We start from the raw sequence: 22,442 nt of genomic DNA, 5'->3' as shown, positions 1-22,442 counted from the left end.
AAGTCCCGTGATATCGGGCCCAGTATCGGCGCAAATGACGACGCCACACCCGATTGATCAGACGCGCCCCGATGCACCTGAACTCGCCGCTTTTGGCGCGCTTGCCATCGGTGTGCGGACGCTGACGTTCAGCCATGCCGACCAGATCGATATCCTCGGCATCACCGATACCGAAACCCCGCGTTATGACCGCCCCTTGACGGTCGAGGTCTGGTATCCCGCCGCCGACACCAGCGCGGCGGGTACGCGTTATGACACCGTGATCCGCGACGGCACCACGCCGACCGTTTTATCCGGACGCGCGAGCCGGGATGCCGATGCCGCAACCGAAGGCCGATTTCCCTTGGTGATTATCAGCCACGGCTATCCGGGTAACCGCTTTCTGATGGCACATCTGGGAGAGAATCTGGCGTCCAAGGGGTATGTCGTCGCGTCCATCGACCATACCGATAGCACCTATTCCGATCAGGCGGCCTTTGGTTCGACCTTGCTGAACCGGCCGCGCGATCAGCACTTCGTGCTGGACCGGATGGCACAGTTGGACGATGTGGCCCCCGATCTGGCCGCGATCACCGACGCTGACAACACCGGCGTGATCGGCTATTCGATGGGCGGCTATGGCGCACTGATCTTTGGCGGGGCAGGTGTGACGCAGACGGCGGTCGATCTGCCATGGGGCACGCCGCAGGGGCTGCTTGCCGCCAATCTCGCTGGCTCGGAAAGCCATGAAGCCATTGTCGATGACCGCCTGAAAGCTGTGGTCGCCATCGGGCCATGGGGCCGCCAGCACGGGTTCTGGGACGAGACCGGTCTGGCCAACCTGCGCAAACCGGCACTGATTATGGCAGGCTCGCTTGACGATGTGTCCGATTACCCTGCGATGCGCCAGATTTTCGAACAGGCCAGCGGCACAACGCGTCACTTGCTGACCTTTCAGAATGCCAACCACAACGCCGCCGCCCCGATGCCTGCCCCGCGCGAAAGCTGGCAGCCAACGGCGGGATCGGACGTGGTCACGTTCGACCATTACGCCGATCCGGTCTGGGACACGTTGCGCATGAACAACATCGCCCAGCATTTTATCACGGCGTTTCTGGACCTGCATTTAAAAGGAGATGCCGACAAGGCGGGCTATCTTGATCTGGTGCAGGTGGCCACCGATGGCGTTGTTGCGCTGAATGACGATGGCACACAACAGCCCGAACACAGCTACTGGCGGGGTTTTGCACCACGCACGGCGGCCGGCCTGACCTTCGAGACTTTGGAGGCTGACCAGCGGTGATGTGAGCGTCGCAAGCTGGACCTTGGCACGCTGGAACACCCCGCCACGATGTTGTGGCGGGGAGAACAAGTTGCACAGTTGTCAGATTCGCGCAGGCACCAGCCGGATCACCGAACTTTGGTCACGCTCCATCCAACGGGCTGCTCGCGCTTCAGTGCTGCATAGAGCCCCGGATACCAGTCGTATCCGCCGTAATCGCACAGATCGAAACCTGCGCCATAAGCCCAATACCACCGGCTGATCCCGTTGCGCTCGGTGGCGCGCCCCACCGTTTCAATCCACGCATTCCGACTTGCGGTTCCAGCGTCGCACACCACGCCGAATCTACCCAGAAACACCGGCACCGGCCCATAAGTGGCAACGTGGTCTTTGCCACCTACAGCGAGGTTCCAGAGCTTGTCCGGCTGGGCCTTTGTGGTGCGCAAAAGACGGTCTGTCCGCATCCGATGGTTGTGCGGGTGCATGTGTTGAATGGCGGTCGCCGGCCCGATATGGCGGCAGTCGTAGCACAGGAAAGTGCCACCTACGTCACGCGCACTGGCAACATCGGCGATAAGTCAGGAAACCTGCGTAACGCCATGGACCACACCGTCGCTGGTTTCATTGTCATTTTTGACGCCGATACCCGCCCTTTTCCTGATTTCCTGACCGAGGCTCTTGGCTGTTTCCGCGATCGGAAAGTCGGGTGCGTCCAGACGCCTCACTGGTTTTGCGATGTCCCGCCAGGTCGGCCAATCGAAGCGGTTCTGCGGCGGCGTATGGGGTACTCCGGTGAGGAAGGGCAGGCACTATCCGACAGATCTTGTCCTGCAGCAGGCACGGGTGTGTGCCGCTGATCCTGCGCAGGCAGCGGTTGTGGATCAGGTGAATTTGTTGATGCCACTCTTGCGAGCCGGCAGGCGGCGGGACGACGATTGCGCCGCGTTGGCCGACGACTCTGCATACAGCAGAGCAGCGGTCGAAAGCACGTCTCCGACCGATCCTTCTGCATCCAATCGAACTCTACCAGCGTGTTTTCTGCATGGCGTGACCTGACCAGATAGAGAAGATGTCTGTGTCCGATCCGCGCCACAGGACAATGTCGGCCCGTTCCCCCATTTCCATGCCGGGCAAACCGATTGGCAAGCCGGGAACCGATAGGCCAACACCGTCATGCAAAGAAATGTTTTCGTCATGGTCCTTGACCTTCCCGTAACTGGAACGCCCATGTTGGCCTAAAGCAGATCATCGAGATTGGACCAATCATGCAGTATCAGATCGACAAGATGGGGTGCGGCGGATGTGCCAGATCCATCACCAACACGATCCAAGTGCTTGATCCGGCAGCTGATGTCGTCATCGACCTGCCGACAAAGCGCGTCACCGTGACGTCGAAGGCTGCCCAAACAGCGATCGAGCAGGCCCTGTCGCAAGCCGGTTTTCCGCCGCAGCGCATCGCATGACAAGCATTGACCGGTCAGACCGTGTCTTGCGGCTGGCGATACTGCCGGTCCTGTTGCTGGTCGCACTGTTCGCATGGCTCCCTGGCGACGCCGGTGCGTCACCTGGTCATGACGGGGCCGGCCATGCGTCCCATCTGATGCACCACGGTCCTGTTGCCGCAGATGGCCACCAGATACCCGCCGATTGCGCCGGGTCCGCGTTTTTCTGCGCGATGATGGGCCTGTGCCATCCGGCTCTGTCACCGACCCTGCTGGTCATGCCGGTCATATCAAATGTGAACGATCCGGCCGCGCCACCTGTTGCAGACAGTTCCGGTCGTCATCCCCCAACCAGTACCCCGCCACCCCGACGGTTGTTCGTTTGACCACGCAAGACATTCCGAAAATCAGGAGATAACAAATGAACAACGCTAAAACACTCTTTGCGACCGCAGTTGCAGCAACCACTTTCGCCTTTGCGGCATCCGCCCAGGAACCTGCGTTCCAGCTTCCCGAACAGTGTAAAACCGCCCCGGCGATGGGCGGAATGGACCACGGGGCAATGGGGCACGGTGCCATGCACGGCAATGCCTCCGGTGGCATGATGGGGATGATGGGCATGGGAGATGCCGATCTTGAATCCATGCCGGAACATGTGCAGGAAAACATGCGCCGTATGATGATCAGCATGCCCGCAATGCACGACGGCATGATGAATGAGGACGCCGATGTGGCCTTTGCCTGCGGGATGATCGCCCACCATCAGGGCGCTATCGACATGGCGCAGGTGTTGATCGCGCATGGCGAGGACCCGCAGATGCTCGCCCTTGCGCATGCGATCATCGCGGCACAGGTGGCCGAGATGGAAGAGATGAGCAACTGGCTGGCTGAAAACGCCAACTGACGCGGCGCTCACCGCGCGGCGTCAGGCCGCGCGGTTTTTAGCAAGTTGGCGGGGCGGTCAGGCACACCCTAACGATGACCTACCCACCCACGGTCATCTGTGAATGCCCGCCCGGGCGTGACCTGTACTGACTCATACCCGTCCGGCAGCGCATCAAGCGCGGACAGCGGGTCGCGCGACGCCACCAGCAGGACATTCGCGATATCACGCTCGCTGACCGGTCCCTGCACGGCGGTGACATGCGGGTAGATCTCGGTCAGGATCGCGTGCAGACCCCGCACAAGCGGGCCATCCGGCGCGTCGATCAGGTTCAGGTACACAGGACCGGTGACGATGTCGCTCAGGCGCGCATAGGTCTCGCGCGTGGCCAGATGCGCAGGCACCGACCCGGACGAAAAAGCATCCATCACGACCGCATCGAACCGCAGACCGGTTTCGTTCAGAAAGACGCGGCCATCGGCATGCACGATCCCCAAGCGGCCGGGCGCAGCACTGTCCTTGCTTGCGTCATAGCCATCCTGTGCGATCATCGCACTTGCCCAAGGCATCTGCTGGCGCACAACTTGCGTCACCAGCGGGTCGATCTCGACGGTGACGGCTTGCGCTGACGGGCGCTCCTGCAGCAGTTTGGTGGGTAGGGTGTAACCCCCGCCACCGATGAACAGCACCGCAGGCGCGGGGCCAAGATCGCGGTCCATACGTGCCCAGATCCACTGGACATAGGGCATCACAAGGCTGTCTGCTTCGGCTTGGTCGGTCCGTTCCGCGGCCTGCTGCGTGCGGTCGGCGATCAGATAGACAACGCCATTCTGCCGCACGACATCGATGCACGACAGGCCCGATTCATAGCGGCAGAGTGCGCCGACAAAGGGGCTTGCCGCGACCGCCAATGCTGCGACGATCATCGACAGCGTGGTCCCAAGCCCGCTTGATCCGTCGCCTTTCCCGACGAACAGCGCACAGAGCAGTGCTGCTGCCCCGCAGGCGGCAAAGGTCGCGACCGACCCGAACAGCGGCAATGCCACGAACCCCGCAAGGATGGCGCCAAAGATCGCGCCAACCGACCCTGCCGCCAGCACCATTCCGAGCGAGGACCCTTCGCGCCCCGGCCGTGCCTCGACCGCAAGTTTGGCAAGGAAAGGCGACGGCAGGCTGACCAGCACGGAGGCGGGAAAGAAGGTCACGAAGACCGCCAGCAACATCCCACCCGTCTCGCGTGCGCCGGATGCATAGACGAAGGCAAGCACGATGGGTGACAGCCCCATCAGCACCGCCGTCGCGATCAATGCCATGCGCACGCCTGCGACAGCGCGGGCGCGGGGTCGTTCCGCTACAAAGCCGCCAATCGCATTGCCCAGCGAAAACCCCGCAAGGATCGTCGCGATCACGGTCGTCCATGTCAGCAAGGACGTGCCGAAAAAGGGCGCAAGCACGCGGCCGGCCGCGATTTCATAGGTCAGCCCAAGCGTGGACAGAACAAGGATCAGCCCGATGGTGGTCCAGAAATGCACGATAGCCTCCTCAGTTTTGCGATCAACGCAGCCTTGCCTGCCTAGTGCGAAATACCGATGGAAACCACCGCCAAAGAGCAGGCGGTCGCAGTTGCAGACGACAGCTTTGACCGGCAGCCCGAGCCGTGCCCAAAGCGGCATTTGTGCGGTTCTAAGAGGGGATCACGCCTGATGTCAGCAACGCGGCGCCGTAGTCACAGCCACGTCAAAAATATGGCCGCTGAAAAAGCGGTTGCGTCTTTGACGAATGTATCAGTTTACGGCCTGATGGCGGAGGAGGTGGGATTCGAACCCACGGTAGACTTTCACCTACGTCGGTTTTCAAGACCGGTGCATTCAACCACTCTGCCACTCCTCCGACGGGGTCGTGTTAGCGGGTGTCGGACGATTCGAAAAGCGCGATCAGACTGGGCGAAAAATGCCTGCCTTTCCGTGTAGCCACTTTCATTGTGTGGCGCAGACCGCTATCCTTCGCGAAAATCCTGCGGGTGGTGCAGACATTTGCTGGGCAAGACGGGCTGGCTGGCGTGGCAAGGCAACGCAGAACAACACATCGGGGCTGATGTCCACGCGCAAGACGTGGATCTAAGGGGGCTGAGAATGACAGGCAAACCTGAGGGACGCAGGCGCGCAGCAGTGCTGTCCTACGCGCTGTGCGGCGCATTCGCGCTGGCGGCATGTGGCGAGGATGGCGGCTTTGGCGCATCCGGCGCGCGCAATGACTCGACAATGAACGTTGTCGGGCAATCACGGGGTCCGGTGCGGACGCAACAGGATGTCGAGCGGCCCGATGTATTTTCGGTGACCGACCGGGGCCTGTGGGATGGTCGACCATCGCTGGGCGGTATCTGGGTGGCACATCCCGATGTACGCGATCCCGAGCGGGTCGTGATCCGCAACCCTGCGAACGGGCAGTCCACCGTAGGCGCCCTGTTCCGGCGCGAACGCGAGAATCCGGGTCCGGCTTTGCAGGTGTCGTCGGATGCGGCCGAAGAACTTGGCTTGCTTGCCGGAGCGCCCGCCGAGCTGAGCGTGGTCGCGCTGCGCCGTGTAGAGATCGAGGTTGCGCCGCCTCCACCTGAAGACACCGGCGAGGTAGAGGGCCTTGCGGCTCCTGCGGCGATCGAGGCATCCCCGCTTGATCCGGTTGATGTCACCGCCGACGCAGCGGCCACAGTGACTGATACAGCGACCACGCTGTCAGACCAAGGCCCGGTAGAGGTCGTGCTGCCGCCTGCACCCGTGGCCTCTGCTGAGGGTGCCGCGCCTGTTGCGTCAACGTCTCTGCCCGAAGCTCCGATCGCGCAGATCGGTGTCTTCAGCCTGCGGGCTAACGCCGATGGGGCCGCAGCCGCATTGACAGCCGCCGGATTCGGGGCGAGCGTCATCAATCTGGAGGCCGGTGGCCGGACCGTCTGGCGCGTCGTCGCGGGGCCGGTGCCGGATCAGGAGGCGCTTGCGCGGATCAGGGCGCTGGGCTTCGTGGATGCCTTCGTAATGACAAGCGAATGACAAAAGGACTGCCGATGAAAGCGTTAGGACATACTCTTGTTGCCGGTCTGATGACGGTCTGCGCGACCATCGTTCACGGGCAGACGCTAGAGACCAGCGCGCGCGCGGCCTATGTCTATGACCAGACCACCGGCACGGTCCTGCTGGCCAAGGATGCCGACATTCCGCTACCGCCTGCGTCAATGTCCAAGCTGATGACGATCTACATGGCCTTCGAGGCGATTGCCGATGGGCGTTTGTCGGTGGATGACGTCTTGCCGGTGTCTGCTCATGCTGCCAGTTTCGGCGGCTCGTCGATGTTTCTGGACACAACCGATCGCGTCCGTGTCGAGGATCTTTTGCGCGGCGTGATCGTTCTGTCGGGCAACGATTCCAGCGTCGTGCTGGCCGAAGCCTTGTCGCCCGACGGCACCGAGGCCGGTTTCGCGCGGATGATGACCGAACGCGCGCGCCAGTTGGGCATGACCAATTCCGTCTTTATGAACGCCAGCGGCTGGCCCGCTGCGGGGCACCGCATGTCGGTCGAGGATCTGGGCATCCTGTCCAGCAGGCTGATCACCGATTTCCCGACTTTCTATCCGCTGTTTGCCGAAACCGAATTCCCCTTCGACAACCGCGTGCCCTCCAACAGCCAGAACCGCAATCCGGTCCTTGGCATGGGGATCGGTGCCGACGGGCTCAAGACCGGCCACACGCAAGAGGCAGGCTATGGGCTGGCAGGCTCTGCCGTACAGGGTGACCGCCGAGTCGTCTTTGTGATCACCGGCCTTGATACCGCGCGCGAGCGCGCTGTCGAATCCGAACGTATCGTCAACTGGGCCTTCCGCCAGTTCGCCGAACGCGATGTCGCCACAGCGGGCACCCAGATCGCGACGGCCGATGTCTGGATGGGGGCGCAGCAGACCGTGGGCCTGACCGTGGCCGAAGACCTGCGCCTGCTCGTGCCTGTACTGCATCAGGGCGCGGTCGATGCGCAGGTCGTGTTCGACGGGCCGTTGCAGGCACCTATCACGGCGGGCCAGCCTGTGGGCGAATTGATCGTCACGCTGGACGGTCTGCCCGAAAAACGCGTGCCGCTCGTGGCGGATGCCGATGTGCCCTTGGGCGGTTTCAGCGCAAGGATGCGTACGGCGGCGCTGGTTTTGTGGAACAAATACGGCATCGCCCCCGACGCAGAGCCTGACGGCGCATGATCCAGCCGAGGTTCATCACCTTCGAGGGGATAGACGGATCGGGCAAATCGACACAGGCGCGCCGCCTCGCAGACCGGCTGCGCGATCACGGGCAGGATGTCGTGCTGACCCGCGAACCGGGCGGTAGCCCCGGTGCCGAGGAAATCCGCCAGCTTTTGCTGACCGGCGATCCTGACCGCTGGTCGGCGGAAACCGAAATCCTGCTGTTCACCGCCGCGCGCCGCGACCATCTGGAGAAAACGATCCTGCCCGCTTTGGAGGCTGGCAAGACCGTTGTCTCCGACCGTTTCGCCGACAGCACCCGCGTCTATCAAGGGGCCACGCGCGGCGATCTGCGTGCCAAGGTTGATGTGCTGCACGCGCTGATGATCGGGCGCGAACCTGATCTGACCTTCATCATCGACATGGACCCCGCCACCGCGCTTGAACGCGGCCTTGCCCGCCAGTCGGGCGAGGACCGGTTCGAGGATTTCGGCCTGCCGTTTCAGGAAACCCTGCGCCACGGCTTTCTGGCGCTGGCGCGCGCGGAGCCGCAGCGCTGTGTGCTGATCGACGGCAACCGCACGATGGACCAGATCGCCAGCGACGTGGCGGCCCATCTATGAGCGATGACACCATCCCCGAACCCGACCGGCTGGACGGTGCCCCGCATCCGCGCGAAACCGCCGTGCTTTACGGTCAGCACGCGGCCGAGGCGGCGTTTCTGGATGCGTTCAGCGCAGGGCGGATGCATTCAGGCTGGCTGATCACCGGCCCGCGCGGCGTGGGCAAGGCAACACTGGCATGGAAGATCGCGACTTTCCTGCTGGCCGATGCGCCGCCCGATATGCTGGGAGAGGTCACGCTTGCCGTGCCACCGGATCACCCCGACGCGCGTCTGATCCAGTCCGGCGCGCATCCGCGCCTTGCCCTTATCCGGCGGCCTTGGGACGACAAGGCTGGCAAGCTGCGCAGCGAGATCACCGTCGATGCCGTGCGCAGCCTCAAGCATTTCTTTCAGATGTCATCCGCCGACGGCGGGCGGCGCGTCGTGATCGTCGATGCCGCCGACGAGATGAACCGCAACGCCGCCAATGCGATTTTGAAAGAGCTGGAAGAACCGCCAGCGGGGGCGGTCATTCTGCTCGTGGCGCATCAACCCTCGCGGCTTTTGCCCACGATCCGGTCGCGCTGCCGCGAATTGCGCTGCGGCCCGCTGTCGCCCGAAGATCTGGCGCGCGCGCTGGCGCAGGCGGGACACAGCAGCGACAATGCGGCGGGCCTTGCCGCGCTTGCAGGCGGGTCGGTCGGCGACGCGATCCGGCTGTTGGGCAGCGGCGGCATGGCGCTTTACGCCGATCTGGTCCGGCTGTTCGGCACCTTGCCCCGGATCGACCGGCAGGCGGCGCTGGCTTTGGCCGAGGCCTGCAGCGGGCGGGGGGCAGAGACGCGCTTTGGCCTGACGCTCGACCTCATCGACCTCTTTCTGGCACGTGCGGCGCGGGCGGGCCTGCTGGGCGCACCCGCCACCCAAGGCGCGGCGGGCGAGGCGTTGCTCTTGGCGAAAATCGCGCCCGACCCCCGCGCCGCACAAGCTTGGGCGCAGGTGCAGCAAGACCTGTCGGACCGGTCGCGCCACGGGCGCGCGGTGAACCTTGACCCTGCCGCGCTGATCCTTGATATGATCTTCAAGATTGAAGAGACGGCGCAAGGCGTCGCCGCAGCCTGAAAGCCGCGCCATGACCCAAAGCCCGATCACTGACAGCCACTGCCATCTGGATTTCCCCGATTTCGACGGCGAACGCGATGACATCATCGCCCGCGCGCTGGCAGCAGGAGTGACGCGGATGGTGACGATCTGCACAAAGCTGCACAACGAACCTGCCGTGCGCGCGATTGCCGAAAAATATGCGCCTGTCTTCTATGCCGCCGGTGTGCATCCGATGTCGGCGGCAGACCATCCGCCGGTGAGTGTGGATGACCTTGTGGCACTGGCGCAGCACCCCAAATTCGTGGGCATTGGCGAAACTGGTCTTGATTACCATTACACCGCTGACAGCAAGGCTATCCAGCAAGCCAGCCTGCGCATCCATATCGCGGCGGCCCGCGAAACCGGCCTGCCGCTGATCATCCATGCGCGCGACGCCGATGACGACATGGCCCGCATCCTGACCGAAGAATATCGCGCTGGTGCCTACACTTGCGTGATGCATTGCTTTTCCAGTTCGGCGGCATTGGCCAAGGCCGCGCTTGATCTGGGGTTCTATCTGTCGATGTCGGGCATCGCGGCCTTTCCCAAAAGCAAGGAGTTGCGCGACATCTTCGCCAGCGCCCCACTTGACCGGATACTGCTTGAAACCGACAGCCCCTATCTGGCCCCGCCACCATACCGCGGGCGGCGCAACGAGCCCGCCTATACAGCCCATACTGCTGCTGTGGGGGCAGAGCTTTATGGTCTCGACTATGCCGATTTCGCCGCCGCGACGAATGCCAATTTCGACCGGCTTTTCTGGAAAGCAGCAGCATGAGCGACATGATCAGCTTTACCATCCTTGGCTGCGGATCATCCGGCGGGGTGCCACGGCTGGGCAATGACTGGGGCGATTGCGACCCAGCCGATCCGCGCAACGCGCGGCGGCGCTGTTCTCTCTTGATCACGCGGCAGGGCAACCACGGTGTCACCCGCGTGCTGATCGACACCTCGCCTGATATGCGCAGCCAGCTGCTCGATGCTGGCGTCAGCACGCTGGATGCGGTCGTCTATACCCATGCGCATGCCGATCACGTCCACGGAATCGACGATCTGCGGATGATTGTGTTCCAGACGCGGGCGCGCTTGCAGGTCTGGGCCGATGGCGACACTTGCGATGCGCTGCTGTCACGCTTCGGCTATGCCTTTGTGCAGCCTGCGGGGTCCGATTACCCGCCGATCTGCGATCTCAACCTGATCGACGGCGATGTGACCATCGACGGGGCAGGCGGGCCTGTGACGCTGACGCCGTTCAAGGTCGCGCATGGCAATATCGACGCGCTGGGGTTCCGGATTGGCGATGTCGCCTATCTGCCCGACGTCTCGGACATCCCCGATGCGGTCTGGCCCGTGCTGACAGGGCTTGATTGCTGGATCGTCGATGCTTTGCGCCGCAAACCGCACCCGAGCCATGCCCATCTGGAAAAGACCCTTGGCTGGATCACCAAGGTCGCGCCGCGCCAAGCCGTGCTGACCAACATGCATGTCGATCTGGACTACGCCACCGTCGCCGCCGAAACCCCCGCCCATGTCCTGCCCGCCTATGACGGCCTGACGCTGCGTTTTCCGGTCATCGTTCGAGGATAAATATCCCCGCCGGAGGCATCAAAGTTTTTCAAGGACCCCGCCTATGGCCGCGCTGATCGACGTCATCTTGCCCGTTTTCTTCGTGATTGGCTTTGGCTATCTGGCTGTCTGGAAAGGCTATTTCAGCGATGCAGGCGTCGACGGGCTGATGAAGTTCACCCAGAATTTCGCGATCCCCTGCCTGTTGTTCCGCGCCATTTCCACGCTGGATCTGCAACAAAGCTTTGATCTCGTGTTGCTCGGCAGCTTCTATGCAGGGGCGTTCACCGGGTTTCTGGCAGGGCTTCTGGGCGCGCGCTTCATCTTCGGGCGCGACTGGGAAGACAGCGTCGCCATCGGGTTCTGCTGTTTGTTCTCCAACTCGCTGCTGCTGGGGCTGCCGATCACGGAACGGGCGTATGGGGCAGCGGCGCTCGAGGCCAACTACGCCATCATCGCGATCCATTCACCGTTTTGCTACGGCATCGGCATCACCGCGATGGAGATCGCGCGCAACCGAGGCGCGTCGCTGACGGCGCTCCCGGGCAAGGTGCTGCGGGCGATGTTCCAGAACGCGCTGATCATCGGGATTGCCTTGGGGTTCGTGGTGAACCTGTCAGGCGTGCCAGCCCCCGCCGTCCTGACCGATGCACTGGACCTGATCGCGCGGGCGGCCTTGCCTGCGGCGCTGTTCGGGCTGGGCGGCGTTCTCTACCGCTACCGCCCCGAAGGCGACATGCGCACGATCATGTATGTCGTCGGTGTGTCGCTGCTCCTGCATCCGGCCATCGTCTGGGTGCTGGCGCAGGCAGGCGGGCTGGGCGTCGCGGGCACGCGGTCGGCGATGCTGACAGCGGCGATGGCACCGGGCGTGAACGCCTATATCTTCGCCAATATGTATGGCCGCGCCCGCCGCGTTGCTGCATCCTCGGTGCTACTTGCGACGGGTTTGTCGATCCTGACGGTCTGGGGCTGGCTTGCGATCCTGCCCTAGCTCGGCGACAGGCCCCGCAACCTTTCTGACCGGCGGCGCAACAGTTCCACCGTGGTCAGCAGGACAATCGACACCGCCACCAGCACCGTTGCCGCCGCAAGGATTGTCGGACTGATCTGTTCGCGCAAGCCAGTGAACATCTGCCACGGCAATGTCTTTTGCGCCGCCGCCCCGACGAACAGCACGACCACAACTTCGTCAAACGACGTGATGAAGGCGAACAGCCCGCCCGACACCACACCGGGCAGGATCAGCGGCATTTGCACCTTGAAGAATGTCTGCGTCGGCGTCGCGCCCATATTGGCGGCAGCCCGCGTGAGCGAATGGTCAAAGCCCACCAGCGTTGCGGTCACCGTGATGATCACAAACGGAATGCCAAGGGCCGCATGGGCGAGGATCACTTTGACGTAGCCCGTGAATGACCGCGAGAAACCCAGCGCATCTTCCATCCAAAGCCCCAGCTGGCTGTAGAAAAAGAACATGCCCGTGGCCGAAATGATCAACGGCACGATCATCGGCGAAATCATGATCGCCATGATCGTGCGCCGGTAAGGCACATGCGATTGCGACAGCCCGATTGCGGCAAGCGTGCCAAGGCTGACCGAAATGATCGTCGCGAAAGGCGCGATGATCAGCGAGTTCTGCAACGGCCTGATCCAGTCGGGGTTGGTAAAGAAATCGCGGTAATGGCGTAGTGAATAACCTTCGGGGTCCAGCGCCAGCATTTCCGGCGTGAAGGTGAAAAAGCTTTGCGCGTTGAACGAAAGCGGGATGATGATGATGATCGGGGCGACCAAAAAGAACAGGATCAGCCCGACGATGACGCGGAAGGTATAGTGCCAGATCTTCTGGCCCGTGGTGGCGTAGATGGGCAGCGAGGTCATGGCGTTATCCTCCGAGTTTCACGTTGTCGATGCCGACGATGCGGTCATAGGCCCAGTAGAGCGCCAGCACGACGACCAGCAGGATCGTCCCGAGTGCGGCGGCCAGCCCCCAGTTGAGCGAGCTGGAAATGTGATAGGCGATCCGGTTGGAGATGAAGATACCGGACGTGCCGCCCACGATCTCGGGCGTGATGTAATAGCCGATCGACAAGATGAACACGAGGATTGATCCCGCCCCGATCCCCGGCACCGATTGCGGGAAATACACCCGCCAGAACGCGGTCCAGTTTGTCGCTCCCAGCGATTTCGCCGCGCGCAGATAGCTCGGCGGGATGGTTTTCATCACTGAATAAAGCGGCAGGATCATGAAAGGCAGCAGGATATGCGTCATCGCGATGATCGTGCCCGTCGCGTTGTTGATCATGGTCAGGCGGTTGTCATCGGCCACGAGCCCGATCCAGACCAGCAGGTCGTTGATGACGCCTTGCTGTTGCAGCAGGACTTTCCACGCCGAGGTCCGCACCAGAAGCGAGGTCCAGAATGGCAGCAGCACAAGGATCAGCATCAGGTTGGCCTGCCGTGATGGCAGGTTCGCCAGCATCCATGCCACCGGATAGCCCAGCAGGATGCACGACACCATGATCGTCAGCGACATGATCAGCGTGCGGATGAACAGCCGCACATAGATTTGCTGGTTTTCGGGCGCTCTTTCGATACCCTCCGGCGTCTGTTTCAAATCGACCGCGTTCAGGAAGTAGCTGGCCGTGTAAGGCGGGCTATAGGTCTGGATCGTCTGCCACGTCCTTGTGCTGCCCCAGCCATTGTCGCTGTCGAGAAAGGCGGCACGGATGTCAGGGGCGGTAAAGCCACCAACGGCAGTACCTGCGGCAGCCAGCAGGCCGTCGGGCGCGCCCGCGATCTGGGGCGCAGGGTTGGCGATCAGGTCTTCGTAAAGTGCTACGTAGACAACGTTCCACGGCTGTTCTTCGGTGGGGCTGTCGTTGTTGGTCACCTGTGTGACGCGGGCGAAATCGGCATAGATATCGGCTGTGCGCGGCAGGGCGTCGCGCGCCGCGTCAGAGACCACGAAGGCGGGTTCATCCTCTGCGCTGGCCAGATCTGCGATCCAGTCGGGATCGGCCATCAGTGCGATCCATGTGGCAGGGTCTTCCCATGCGGGATCAAGGGCTGCGAATTGCTCGGTCAGCTCTTCGCCCATATCCGCGACATCGCGGCCCGAGCGGCGGAATTGCGATGAAATGCCTGCAGCCTCATAGTTCAGCCGCGATCCAAGGCGGGTGTGGACACGCTGTTCCACCGCGACCATCATATCGGCGGCAAAGGCGCGGAACACATCCTCGTCCGGGACGGGGTCGGTGGCGGCATCCCAATCGGCAAGGGCCACCACTGTGCGCGGGATTGTATCACTGACGATCTGGTTTTCGACCGACCGGAACAGCATCTGCCCGATGGGGATGACGAAGGTGATCATGATGAACAGCAACAGCGGCGCGATCAGCAACAGCGCGCGCAGTTTCTGGCGGCGCAGGGCACGGTTCAGGCTGGATTTGAGCGTGCGGCCATCGGCGGCCATCATCTGTTCTGCCATGGGAAGACCTTTTCAGTCGAAATCAGCGGGGCCGGGGGCGCGGGGGCACCCATCACCGGCAAAATGTCAAAGGGGTGCGGGCGGGGAAATCCCCGCCCGATCCGTCAATCGGTTACTGTGCGAGCCATGCCTGGAAACGTGCGTCCAGATCGTCGCGGTAATCCGCCCACCACAGGTAGTTCTGCACAAAGGCATTGGTGGCGTTGTCGGGGTTTGTCGGCATATGCGGTGCCATCTCGATCCCCAATGTGGCATGGGTCGAAACCAATGGCGCCGAAGACGCGCGTGCCGGACCGTAGGAGATATAAGCCGCCTGATCCGCCAGACGCTGTGTGTCCGTGGCAAAGAAAAGGAAGTCGAGCACGCGGGCCAGACGGTCCTCGGGCAGACCGGTCGGGATGATCCAGCCGTCAAGGTCATAGACCTGCGCATCCCAGAGCATTTCCAGCGGCTGGTTCTGTTCCACGATCGCCGAGAAGAAACGGCCATTGTAGGACGACCCCATCACGGCCTCGCCATCGGCCAGCGACTGGATGCTTTCGGCGGCGGATGTCCACCAGATCGTGCTACCCTTGATCGTGTCGAGCTTAGCGAAGGCGCGGTCCTGGCCTTCGGTGGTTTCCAGCGTGTCATAGACATCCTCGAAAGCCACGCCGTCACAGATCAGAGCCCATTCGAGGTTATCGATGGGCTGGCGCTGCAATGTGCGGGTGCCGGGGAAGGTTTCCAGATCGAACAGGGCGCAGATGTCGGATGGTGTGGCACCGTTCCATGCCGCGACATCGGTGCGATAGGCGTTGGTCGTGGAATAGGCGATCTGCGGGATAAAGCAGTCCGACACGATCAGGTCGCCGAAATCCTCGGTGGCAGGGGTGCCATCGGGGGCTGCAGCCAGAATTGCGTCATGGTCGATTTCCATCGCCAGACCTTCGTCGCACAGGCGCAGCGCATCGGCGGCCACCACATCGACCAGATCCCAAGTCAGGTTGCCGGCCTCGTTCATGGCGCGCAGACGTGCCACAGCTTCGGGCGAGCTTTCGTCCCAGTTGGCGCGCACCTCGGGGTTCGCTGCCAGATAAGGTTGCAGATAGGCATTGTCCTGGCTGGCCTGATAGGCACCACCCCAGCTGACGATGGTCATGTCATTGGCCATCTCTTGGGCAAAGGCAGTGGTTCCGGCCAGCGTCAGCGCTGTCGTTGCCAGCATTGCTTTGGTCAGTTTCATAGTAAATCTCCCGTTGTCACGCCCGGTTCGTCTTGTCATGAGAGGCACCCACCGGGCGGCGGTGCCCCTGCAAAAGCCGTCACGCGTCGAGCGCGCGGCAATCCTGTGCCAGCCAGCCGATCTCGATCTGGGTGCCGGGGGTAAGACGGACCTGATCGGGGGCGTTGCGGGTCTTGATGACGAAATCGTCTGTTCCGGCAACGCGCAGGCGGGTGCGGAAAATGTCACCCATATAGATGAATTCGAGCACTTCGGCCTTGAGCGTATGTGCGCCGGGTTGCAGGCGGGTCTTGTCGATCTCGACCCGTTCGGGGCGGATCGACACCTTGGTGCGGTCGCCCACGGCTTTGACGTTGACAGGCATCGCGTCGATGATGTCGCCGCTATCGAGCCGCACGGCGCAGCGTCCGTTGCCGATTTCCTGTACCACGCCGGTCAGCGTGTTATTCTCGCCGATGAACTGCGCCACAAAGCTGTTCAGCGGCCTTTCGTAAAGATCGTCCGGTGTCGCCAGTTGCTGGATGCGGCCATCGTTGAACACGGCCACGCGGTCCGACATCGTCAGCGCCTCGGTCTGGTCGTGGGTCACATAGACCACGGTGATGCCGAGTTGGTGCGCAAGATTGGTGATCTCGAATTGCAGTGTTTCGCGCAATTGCTTGTCCAGCGCGCCCAGCGGTTCATCCATCAGCACCAGTTCGGGCTCGAACACCAGCGCGCGCGCCAGTGCAACGCGTTGCTGCTGGCCACCCGACATCTGCGCGGGACGGCGCGCGGCGAAATCGCCCATCTGCACCATGTCGAGCGCGCGCTTGACCTTCGCCTCGCGGTCGGACTTGCCCATCTTGCGGACTTCCAGCGGGAAGGACAGGTTTTCCCCCACGGTCATATGCGGGAAAAGCGCATAGTTCTGGAACACCATGCCGATCCCGCGCTTATGAGGGGGGATGTTGTTGACCGAAACCCCGTCGAGCCGGATGTCGCCATGCGTCGCGGTTTCGAACCCGGCCAGCATCATCAGGCATGTGGTCTTGCCCGATCCCGACGGGCCAAGCAGGGTCAGAAATTCACCCTTGGGTATCGTCAGGTTCAAATCTTTGACGACCAGTGTTTCGCCATCGTAACTTTTTTGCACGCGTTCGAACGCGACGAATGCCTCGTCGTTCTTGACTTGTTGCAACCCCAAACCTCCCCGGTTTTGGCTATTTATTTTCCCTAACTAAAACGCCGCAGGCCCCGAGATGCAACGCGAAAGGGCACCTTTTCGCGACAAAACCGACATGTTGCGCAATCACACCCCAAAAGCGCAACGATTGTGCGTGACGATCCCTTGATGGGCAACTTGTGCAAAAACGGTTCCTCTGCGCGCACAAGGCCGGTTTCTGATGAGAACAAATTGCCTGTCGGGCGGGTCTGATTGTTTCCGTGCCGAAAACACACCCGACAGGTCGTTTTTGCCGATTGCACGGCATCGTGTGCCGTGAAACCCTGCGCCAAAACCGGACGGGGCGGGATTGATGGGTGAAATCTGGGCAGGGCTGCTGGCGGGGGTCCGACTTGTCGTGACGCTTGATCCGGCGCTGATGGACATCACCCTGCGGTCCCTGCAGGTCACGCTGACAGCGGTCGTGATCGCATCCGCCATCGGCCTGCCCTTGGGGGCCTGGCTTGCGATAAGGCGGTTCCGTTACCGGCGTCTGGTGATCGCCGCGCTGAACGCGCTGATGGGGCTGCCGCCCGTGGTTGTCGGGCTGATCGTCTATCTGCTGTTGTCGCGGTCTGGTCCTTTCGGCGTGCTCGGGCTGCTCTTCACGCCCACGGCGATGATTATCGCGCAAGTTATCATCATCACGCCGCTGATCGCGTCTATCGCGCATCAGGCGATCCGCGAGTTGTGGGCTGATTATCATGATCTGTTGATTTCGCTGTCCACCAGCCGCCGCCAGCGCATCGCCACGCTGGTCTGGGACGGGCGGCGCGCGCTATTGACCGCATCCCTCGCAGGTTTCGGCCGTGCCATCGGCGAGGTCGGTGCGATCATGATCGTGGGCGGCAACATCGACAACGCGACCCGCGTGCTGACCACGGCCATCGCGCTCGAAACCGGCAAAGGCGATTTCGCGCTGGCGCTCGGCCTCGGCTTTGTGCTGATCGGGCTGGCACTGGCGGTCAATATCGCGATCCATATGGTCAGCCGCACCGAAAGCGACGGGCGATGGTGACGATCCTGCCTCTGGAATTAAAAGGTGCCCGCGTCACGCGGCGTGGCAAGACCCTGCTGGGGCCGGTGGACCTGACGATTGCAGGGCAGGGCTGCACGATCATCATGGGGCCGAACGGGTCGGGCAAGACGACGCTTTTGCGCATGATGCATGGGTTGGAACGGCCATCGGCAGGGCAGGTGGGCTGGGCGCTGCCCGAACCCGCGACCCGCGCGCGGCAGGCCTTTGTGTTTCAGGCGCCGGTCATGCTGCGGCGCAATGTGCGCGACAATCTTGCCTATCCTTTGCTGGTGCAGGGCATGGCCAAGGCCAAGGCGCGCGATCTGGCCGAGGTCTGGGCCGAAAAGGTCGGGTTGCAGGATCTGCGCCATCAGAATGCGCTGTCGCTTTCCGGCGGGGAAAAGCAGAAACTGGCGCTGGCCCGCGCGCTGATCCGCGACCCCGAGATCGTGTTTCTGGACGAGCCCTGCGCCAGTCTGGACGGCACCGCCACCCGCGAGATCGAGGCGATCCTGCAAGCGGCCATCGCGGGCGGCACCCGCATCGTCATGGCGACCCATCAGATCGGGCAGGCGCGGCGGCTGGCGGGCGAGGTCGTCTTCCTTGCGCGTGGCCGGATCGTCGAACACACTGATCCGCAAAGCTTTTTCACGGCCCCCCAAACCGCGCAAGCGCGCGCCTTTCTGGATGGAGATATCGTCGAATGATCCGCATCCTGACACTTTGTCTGGGACTGATCGGCTCTGCCGCCGCTGCCGATACGTTGCGGATGGCTGTTACGACCTCCTTTGAAAACTCCGGTCTGGCCGAGGTGCTATTGCCCGCGCTGGCCGAGGAGACAGGCATTACGGTGCAGTTGCTGGTTGTCGGCACCGGCCAGGCCCTGCGGCTGGGCGCGGCAGGTGACGTCGATGCGGTGCTTGTCCATGCCCGTGCCGCCGAAGAGGCCTTTGTCGCCGCAGGCCATGCCCCCCACCGGCGCGAGATCATGTACAACGATTTTGTGCTGGTGGGCCCTGTCGCTGATCCCGCAGGTGTCGCAGGCGCAAGCGATGTCACCGCCGCGCTGACGGCCCTTGCGGCCGCCGAGGCCGTTTTCGTCAGCCGTGGCGATGACAGCGGCACCCATCAGCTGGAACTGGCGCTTTGGGACAAGGCGGGCATCGTCCCCGCAGGCGGCTGGTATCGGTCAACGGGATCGGGCATGGGCGCGGCATTGAACACGGCGGCGGGGCTTGATGCCTATATCCTCGCGGACCGCGCGACATGGCTGAAATTCGGCAACAAAGCCGGTCTTGCGCTGCTGTTCGACGGCGATCCGGCCCTGTTCAACCAATATGCCTATCTGCCGGTGACAGCGGCGCGCGAACCTGCGCTTGTCGCGCAGGTCGAGGACTGGCTGGTGTCGGACCGCGCCCGCACATTGATCGACGGCTACCGCGTTGCGGGCGAACAGGTCTTTACTTTCAACGCCACGCCCAATTGAAAACTGCGCGAAAGGGGCTGGAACGGTAATTCTAAATCGTTATAGTTTCCTCCAACTGGAGGAGACATCATGAAAACGATCAAAGGTCCGGGCCTGTTTCTGGCGCAATTCGCCGGTGACGCGGCCCCTTTCAACACATGGGATGGGATTACGAAATGGGCTGCCGATTGCGGCTACAAAGGCGTGCAGGTGCCAAGCTGGGACGCGCGGTTCATCGATCTGGCGCAGGCGGCCGCGTCCAAGGATTACTGCGACACGTTGGTCGGGCAGGCAGCCGACAACGGTGTCGCGATCACCGAATTGTCCACCCATCTGCAGGGTCAGCTGGTTGCGGTGAACCCCGCCTATGATGTGGCCTTCGACGGGTTTGCGGCACCTGAAGTGCGCGGCAATCCCGCAGCGCGGCAGGCTTGGGCGGTCGATCAGGTCAAACTGGCGCTAAGCGCGTCGCGCCACATGGGGCTGACGGAAATGGCGTCTTTCTCGGGCGCGCTCGCATGGCCCTATGTCTATCCTTGGCCGCAGCGCCCTGCCGGTCTGGTCGAGGCGGCGTTCGACGAACTGGCCGCGCGCTGGCGGCCCATTCTGGACCATGCCGAGGAGTGCGGGGTCGATATCTGCTATGAAATCCACCCCGGCGAAGACCTGCATGACGGCGTGACTTTCGAGATGTTTCTGGAACGGGTGGGCAACCATCCCCGCGCCAACATGCTCTACGATCCGTCGCATTACGTGCTGCAATGCCTTGATTATCTTGACAATATCGACATCTACAAAGACCGCATCAAGATGTTCCACGTCAAGGATGCCGAATTCAACCCGACGGGGCGGCAGGGCGTCTATGGTGGCTATCAGTCCTGGGTCGACCGCGCGGGGCGGTTCCGCAGCCTCGGCGATGGACAGGTCGATTTCGGGGCGATCTTTTCCAAGATGGCGGCGAATGATTTTTCCGGCTGGGCCGTGGTCGAATGGGAATGCTGTCTCAAACATCCCGAGGACGGTGCGCGTGAAGGGGCGCAATTCGTCACCGACCATATCATCCGCGTGACCGAACGCGCCTTCGACGATTTCGCGGGCGGCGGCGTGGATGATGCGACCAACCGCAAGATGCTGGGGATCTGACATGACTGACGTGACACCTATCCGCCTTGGTATGGTCGGCGGCGGCAATGACGCCTTTATCGGCGGGGTCCACCGGATCGCGTCGCGCATCGACGGGCGGTTCCGGCTCGTGGCGGGGGCGCTGTCGTCCACGCCCGAAAAGGCGCGCGCCTCTGGTGCTGCCTTGGGGCTGGACCCGGCACGGACCTATGACGATTTCGACGCGATGGCGTCGCGCGAGGCGCGGCTGAAAGACGGGATCGAGGCGGTCGCCATTGTCACCCCGAACCATGTCCATGCGGCGGCGGCGATGGCGTTTCTGAAGCGCGGCATCCATGTCATCTGCGACAAGCCGCTGACATCGACGATGGCCGATGCCCGCAAGTTGATGAAGGCCGCCGAACGCAGCAGCGCGCTGTTCGTGCTGACGCATAACTACACAGGCTATCCGCTGATCCGGCAGGCGCGGCAGATGATCGCGCAGGGTGATCTGGGCAAGATCCGTGTGGTGCAGGTCGAATATGCGCAGGACTGGCTGACACAGGCCACGACCGGCAAACAAGCCGCATGGCGCACCGATCCCGCACAATCGGGGGCGGGCGGGTCCACGGGCGATATCGGGACCCATGCGTTCAATCTGGCCAGTTTCGTGACAGGTCTTGAACTGGAAAGCCTGTCGGCGGATTTGCAGGCTTTTGTCGGTGGGCGGCAACTGGATGACAACGCGCATGTCATGATGCGCTTTGTGGGTGGCGCGCGCGGGATGCTTTGGTGTTCGCAAGTGGCCCCCGGCAACGAAAACGCGCTCCGCCTGCGGGTTTACGGCGACAAGGGCGGGATCGACTGGGCGCAGGAAAACCCCAACCAGATGTGGTTCACGCCTTACGGCGAACCCAAACGCCTGCTGACGCGCGGCGGGGCGGGCAGCACGGCAGATGCGGCGCGTGTGACGCGCACGCCGGGCGGGCATCCCGAAGGATACCTCGAAGCCTTTGCGACGATCTATAATGAGGCGGCAGCGGCGATTGTCGCGCATCGTGCCGGCAAGACCGCACCGGACGCGGTCTATCCGACCATCACCGACGGGTTGAAGGGGATGCAGTTCGTTGATGCCTGCGTGCGGTCATCGGCGCGTAATGCCGGATGGGTCAAGATCCAGTAGAGACCTCGCCGGAGCTGCCTGCGTCTGCGACGCAGTTGCGGCCTCCGGCGGGGATATTTGGGCTCGGAAGATGGTGCTAGATCAGCGCGCGATGCGGCGGGCGATATCCTCGGCCAGGGTCAGCACGGCGGCGGATTGGGCGGCGCTGATGCTGCCAAGGGACTGGTCGGCCATCGGTTGGCGGATATCGAACCGGTGCGCGGTGTTGCGGAAGTCGATCCCGTCGCCGCCGACGAAATACTGCCCCGACAGCCGGAACAGACCATCCGCACCCGCGATCATCTGGGCCACGCGGATGTCGATGGCCACATCGGGTAGGTCGATGAACGGCCATGGCTCCGGCCCCACATCGGCACCGGTGATCGTGCCAAGCGTCGTGGCGATGGCCAGCGTGATGGCGCGCTGCGGATCATCCGCCCAGAGAATGTCGCTGGTCGTCGTGATCAGCCCGTCAGCTGTCTGTAGCGGGATTTCCTCGACCGCGGCATAGGTCGGCAAGGACACGGTGCGCACCACCGCACTGCGCACGGCAGGTTGCAGCTGCAGGGTCGATGCGGCGGGTGTCAGCGCCAGCCGGTCGGGCTGCGCGCCGCAGGCGGCAAGGCTGATTGCGGCCATGATCATCAGTGTCTTGTGCATCT

At 62.8% G+C, this 22,442-nt stretch carries 21 protein-coding genes, 1 tRNA gene and 1 pseudogene; 15 read left to right on the top strand and 8 right to left on the bottom strand.

Annotated features, from left to right (window positions below; translation table 11 throughout):
- Window positions 1-34 precede the first annotated feature (34 nt).
- Window positions 35-1,282, top strand: a complete 1,248-nt coding sequence (locus tag VCK47_RS04405; RefSeq protein ID WP_322889502.1) for an alpha/beta hydrolase family protein — start codon at window positions 35-37, stop codon at window positions 1,280-1,282.
- 107 nt (window positions 1,283-1,389) lie between these two features.
- On the opposite strand, the gene VCK47_RS04400 is transcribed toward VCK47_RS04405, so the two are convergent.
- On the bottom strand, window positions 1,390-1,707 hold the full coding sequence (locus tag VCK47_RS04400; protein ID WP_322889501.1) for a hypothetical protein: 318 nt from the start codon (window positions 1,705-1,707) through the stop codon (window positions 1,390-1,392).
- Between the two features lie 819 nt (window positions 1,708-2,526).
- Here VCK47_RS04400 and VCK47_RS04395 point away from each other — a divergent pair.
- Both VCK47_RS04395 and VCK47_RS04390 read left to right on the top strand, forming a co-directional pair.
- Window positions 2,527-2,724, top strand: a complete 198-nt coding sequence (locus VCK47_RS04395) for a heavy-metal-associated domain-containing protein (RefSeq protein ID WP_322889500.1) — start codon at window positions 2,527-2,529, stop codon at window positions 2,722-2,724.
- Between the two features lie 400 nt (window positions 2,725-3,124).
- The gene (locus VCK47_RS04390; protein WP_322889499.1) at window positions 3,125-3,607 is read left to right on the top strand and encodes a DUF305 domain-containing protein; all 483 of its coding nucleotides are present in this window, start codon (window positions 3,125-3,127) and stop codon (window positions 3,605-3,607) included.
- Window positions 3,608-3,675: 68 nt separating this feature from the next.
- On the opposite strand, the gene VCK47_RS04385 is transcribed toward VCK47_RS04390, so the two are convergent.
- Window positions 3,676-5,118: a fused MFS/spermidine synthase gene (locus VCK47_RS04385; RefSeq protein ID WP_322889498.1), complete on the bottom strand. Its 1,443-nt coding sequence runs from the start codon at window positions 5,116-5,118 to the stop codon at window positions 3,676-3,678.
- Window positions 5,119-5,386: 268 nt separating this feature from the next.
- Window positions 5,387-5,476 (bottom strand) — tRNA-Ser (locus VCK47_RS04380).
- A gap of 242 nt (window positions 5,477-5,718) precedes the next feature.
- On the opposite strand from VCK47_RS04380, the gene VCK47_RS04375 reads away from it, so the two are divergent.
- From VCK47_RS04375 to VCK47_RS04345, 7 genes are read left to right on the top strand one after another with little or no spacing between them, the layout of a single operon-like run.
- A complete protein-coding gene (locus tag VCK47_RS04375; RefSeq protein WP_322889497.1) occupies window positions 5,719-6,630 on the top strand; it encodes an SPOR domain-containing protein in 912 nt (303 codons plus the stop codon).
- 14 nt (window positions 6,631-6,644) lie between these two features.
- Window positions 6,645-7,823 carry a D-alanyl-D-alanine carboxypeptidase family protein gene (locus VCK47_RS04370; RefSeq protein WP_322889496.1) on the top strand — a complete coding sequence of 393 codons (1,179 nt, stop codon included), beginning with the start codon at window positions 6,645-6,647 and terminating at the stop codon, window positions 7,821-7,823.
- Complete coding sequence (gene tmk / locus VCK47_RS04365) at window positions 7,820-8,428, top strand: dTMP kinase (protein ID WP_322889495.1); 609 nt, start codon at window positions 7,820-7,822, stop codon at window positions 8,426-8,428. The genes VCK47_RS04370 and tmk overlap by 4 nt, the downstream gene beginning before the upstream one ends.
- Complete coding sequence (locus VCK47_RS04360; RefSeq protein ID WP_322889494.1) at window positions 8,425-9,531, top strand: DNA polymerase III subunit delta'; 1,107 nt, start codon at window positions 8,425-8,427, stop codon at window positions 9,529-9,531. The genes tmk and VCK47_RS04360 overlap by 4 nt, the downstream gene beginning before the upstream one ends.
- Window positions 9,532-9,541: 10 nt before the next feature.
- On the top strand, window positions 9,542-10,330 hold the full coding sequence (locus VCK47_RS04355; protein WP_322889493.1) for a TatD family hydrolase: 789 nt from the start codon (window positions 9,542-9,544) through the stop codon (window positions 10,328-10,330).
- Entirely contained in the window at window positions 10,327-11,139 is an 813-nt protein-coding gene (locus tag VCK47_RS04350; protein WP_322889492.1) for an MBL fold metallo-hydrolase, read from the top strand. Before VCK47_RS04355 ends, VCK47_RS04350 begins: the two co-directional genes overlap by 4 nt.
- Before the next feature lie 43 nt (window positions 11,140-11,182).
- Window positions 11,183-12,112, top strand: a complete 930-nt coding sequence (locus tag VCK47_RS04345; RefSeq protein ID WP_322889491.1) for an AEC family transporter — start codon at window positions 11,183-11,185, stop codon at window positions 12,110-12,112.
- Here VCK47_RS04345 and VCK47_RS04340 read toward each other — a convergent pair.
- The 4 genes and pseudogenes from VCK47_RS04340 to VCK47_RS04325 form a co-directional block, all read right to left on the bottom strand.
- A pseudogene (locus VCK47_RS04340) lies at window positions 12,109-12,987 on the bottom strand (ABC transporter permease); the annotation flags it as partial. The gene VCK47_RS04345 and the pseudogene VCK47_RS04340 overlap by 4 nt on opposite strands.
- Window positions 12,988-13,000: 13 nt before the next feature.
- A complete protein-coding gene (locus tag VCK47_RS04335; protein ID WP_322889490.1) occupies window positions 13,001-14,605 on the bottom strand; it encodes an ABC transporter permease in 1,605 nt (534 codons plus the stop codon).
- A 112-nt stretch (window positions 14,606-14,717) separates the two neighbouring features.
- Entirely contained in the window at window positions 14,718-15,830 is a 1,113-nt protein-coding gene (locus tag VCK47_RS04330) for an extracellular solute-binding protein (RefSeq protein WP_322889489.1), read from the bottom strand.
- 79 nt (window positions 15,831-15,909) lie between these two features.
- Window positions 15,910-17,010 (bottom strand): ABC transporter ATP-binding protein, encoded by a 1,101-nt coding sequence (locus VCK47_RS04325; RefSeq protein ID WP_322889488.1) that lies wholly within the window; start codon window positions 17,008-17,010, stop codon window positions 15,910-15,912.
- 337 nt (window positions 17,011-17,347) lie between these two features.
- On the opposite strand from VCK47_RS04325, the gene VCK47_RS04320 reads away from it, so the two are divergent.
- The 5 genes from VCK47_RS04320 to VCK47_RS04300 all read left to right on the top strand — a co-directional run bounded on the left by VCK47_RS04320 (window position 17,348) and on the right by VCK47_RS04300 (window position 21,801).
- Window positions 17,348-18,052, top strand: coding sequence for an ABC transporter permease (locus VCK47_RS04320; RefSeq protein ID WP_322889487.1), 705 nt, complete (start codon window positions 17,348-17,350; stop codon window positions 18,050-18,052).
- Entirely contained in the window at window positions 18,046-18,759 is a 714-nt protein-coding gene (locus tag VCK47_RS04315) for an ATP-binding cassette domain-containing protein (RefSeq protein ID WP_322889486.1), read from the top strand. Before VCK47_RS04320 ends, VCK47_RS04315 begins: the two co-directional genes overlap by 7 nt.
- Window positions 18,756-19,538: a substrate-binding domain-containing protein gene (locus VCK47_RS04310; RefSeq protein ID WP_322889485.1), complete on the top strand. Its 783-nt coding sequence runs from the start codon at window positions 18,756-18,758 to the stop codon at window positions 19,536-19,538. The genes VCK47_RS04315 and VCK47_RS04310 overlap by 4 nt, the downstream gene beginning before the upstream one ends.
- A 69-nt stretch (window positions 19,539-19,607) precedes the next feature.
- Window positions 19,608-20,660, top strand: a complete 1,053-nt coding sequence (locus VCK47_RS04305) for a sugar phosphate isomerase/epimerase (RefSeq protein ID WP_322889484.1) — start codon at window positions 19,608-19,610, stop codon at window positions 20,658-20,660.
- Window position 20,661: 1 nt separating this feature from the next.
- Window positions 20,662-21,801 carry a Gfo/Idh/MocA family oxidoreductase gene (locus VCK47_RS04300; protein ID WP_322889483.1) on the top strand — a complete coding sequence of 380 codons (1,140 nt, stop codon included), beginning with the start codon at window positions 20,662-20,664 and terminating at the stop codon, window positions 21,799-21,801.
- A gap of 81 nt (window positions 21,802-21,882) precedes the next feature.
- Here the strand turns inward: VCK47_RS04300 and VCK47_RS04295 are convergent, their stop codons facing one another.
- Window positions 21,883-22,440, bottom strand: a complete 558-nt coding sequence (locus VCK47_RS04295) for a PqiC family protein (RefSeq protein ID WP_322889482.1) — start codon at window positions 22,438-22,440, stop codon at window positions 21,883-21,885.
- Window positions 22,441-22,442 lie beyond the last annotated feature (2 nt).

It is taken from the genome of Yoonia sp. 72 (assembly GCF_034652275.1).
In the GTDB taxonomy this organism is placed as follows: Bacteria; Pseudomonadota; Alphaproteobacteria; order Rhodobacterales; family Rhodobacteraceae; genus Yoonia.
The sequence above is the reverse complement of the archived record's forward strand: the minus strand, read 5'-3'. Positions and strand labels throughout refer to the sequence as shown.

What these genes read in the sequence shown, in the direction of transcription:
- VCK47_RS04405 (WP_322889502.1), top strand. Translation starts at nt 35, where the DNA reads ATGACGACGCCACACCCGATTGATCAGACGCGCCCCGATGCACCTGAA.
- VCK47_RS04395 (WP_322889500.1), top strand. Translation starts at nt 2,527, where the DNA reads ATGCAGTATCAGATCGACAAGATGGGGTGCGGCGGATGTGCCAGATCC.
- VCK47_RS04390 (WP_322889499.1), top strand. Translation starts at nt 3,125, where the DNA reads ATGAACAACGCTAAAACACTCTTTGCGACCGCAGTTGCAGCAACCACT.
- VCK47_RS04375 (WP_322889497.1), top strand. Translation starts at nt 5,719, where the DNA reads ATGACAGGCAAACCTGAGGGACGCAGGCGCGCAGCAGTGCTGTCCTAC.
- VCK47_RS04370 (WP_322889496.1), top strand. Translation starts at nt 6,645, where the DNA reads ATGAAAGCGTTAGGACATACTCTTGTTGCCGGTCTGATGACGGTCTGC.
- tmk (WP_322889495.1), top strand. Translation starts at nt 7,820, where the DNA reads ATGATCCAGCCGAGGTTCATCACCTTCGAGGGGATAGACGGATCGGGC.
- VCK47_RS04360 (WP_322889494.1), top strand. Translation starts at nt 8,425, where the DNA reads ATGAGCGATGACACCATCCCCGAACCCGACCGGCTGGACGGTGCCCCG.
- VCK47_RS04355 (WP_322889493.1), top strand. Translation starts at nt 9,542, where the DNA reads ATGACCCAAAGCCCGATCACTGACAGCCACTGCCATCTGGATTTCCCC.
- VCK47_RS04350 (WP_322889492.1), top strand. Translation starts at nt 10,327, where the DNA reads ATGAGCGACATGATCAGCTTTACCATCCTTGGCTGCGGATCATCCGGC.
- VCK47_RS04345 (WP_322889491.1), top strand. Translation starts at nt 11,183, where the DNA reads ATGGCCGCGCTGATCGACGTCATCTTGCCCGTTTTCTTCGTGATTGGC.
- VCK47_RS04335 (WP_322889490.1), bottom strand. Translation starts at nt 14,605, where the DNA reads ATGGCAGAACAGATGATGGCCGCCGATGGCCGCACGCTCAAATCCAGC.
- VCK47_RS04330 (WP_322889489.1), bottom strand. Translation starts at nt 15,830, where the DNA reads ATGAAACTGACCAAAGCAATGCTGGCAACGACAGCGCTGACGCTGGCC.
- VCK47_RS04320 (WP_322889487.1), top strand. Translation starts at nt 17,348, where the DNA reads ATGGGTGAAATCTGGGCAGGGCTGCTGGCGGGGGTCCGACTTGTCGTG.
- VCK47_RS04315 (WP_322889486.1), top strand. Translation starts at nt 18,046, where the DNA reads ATGGTGACGATCCTGCCTCTGGAATTAAAAGGTGCCCGCGTCACGCGG.
- VCK47_RS04310 (WP_322889485.1), top strand. Translation starts at nt 18,756, where the DNA reads ATGATCCGCATCCTGACACTTTGTCTGGGACTGATCGGCTCTGCCGCC.
- VCK47_RS04305 (WP_322889484.1), top strand. Translation starts at nt 19,608, where the DNA reads ATGAAAACGATCAAAGGTCCGGGCCTGTTTCTGGCGCAATTCGCCGGT.
- VCK47_RS04300 (WP_322889483.1), top strand. Translation starts at nt 20,662, where the DNA reads ATGACTGACGTGACACCTATCCGCCTTGGTATGGTCGGCGGCGGCAAT.
- VCK47_RS04295 (WP_322889482.1), bottom strand. Translation starts at nt 22,440, where the DNA reads ATGCACAAGACACTGATGATCATGGCCGCAATCAGCCTTGCCGCCTGC.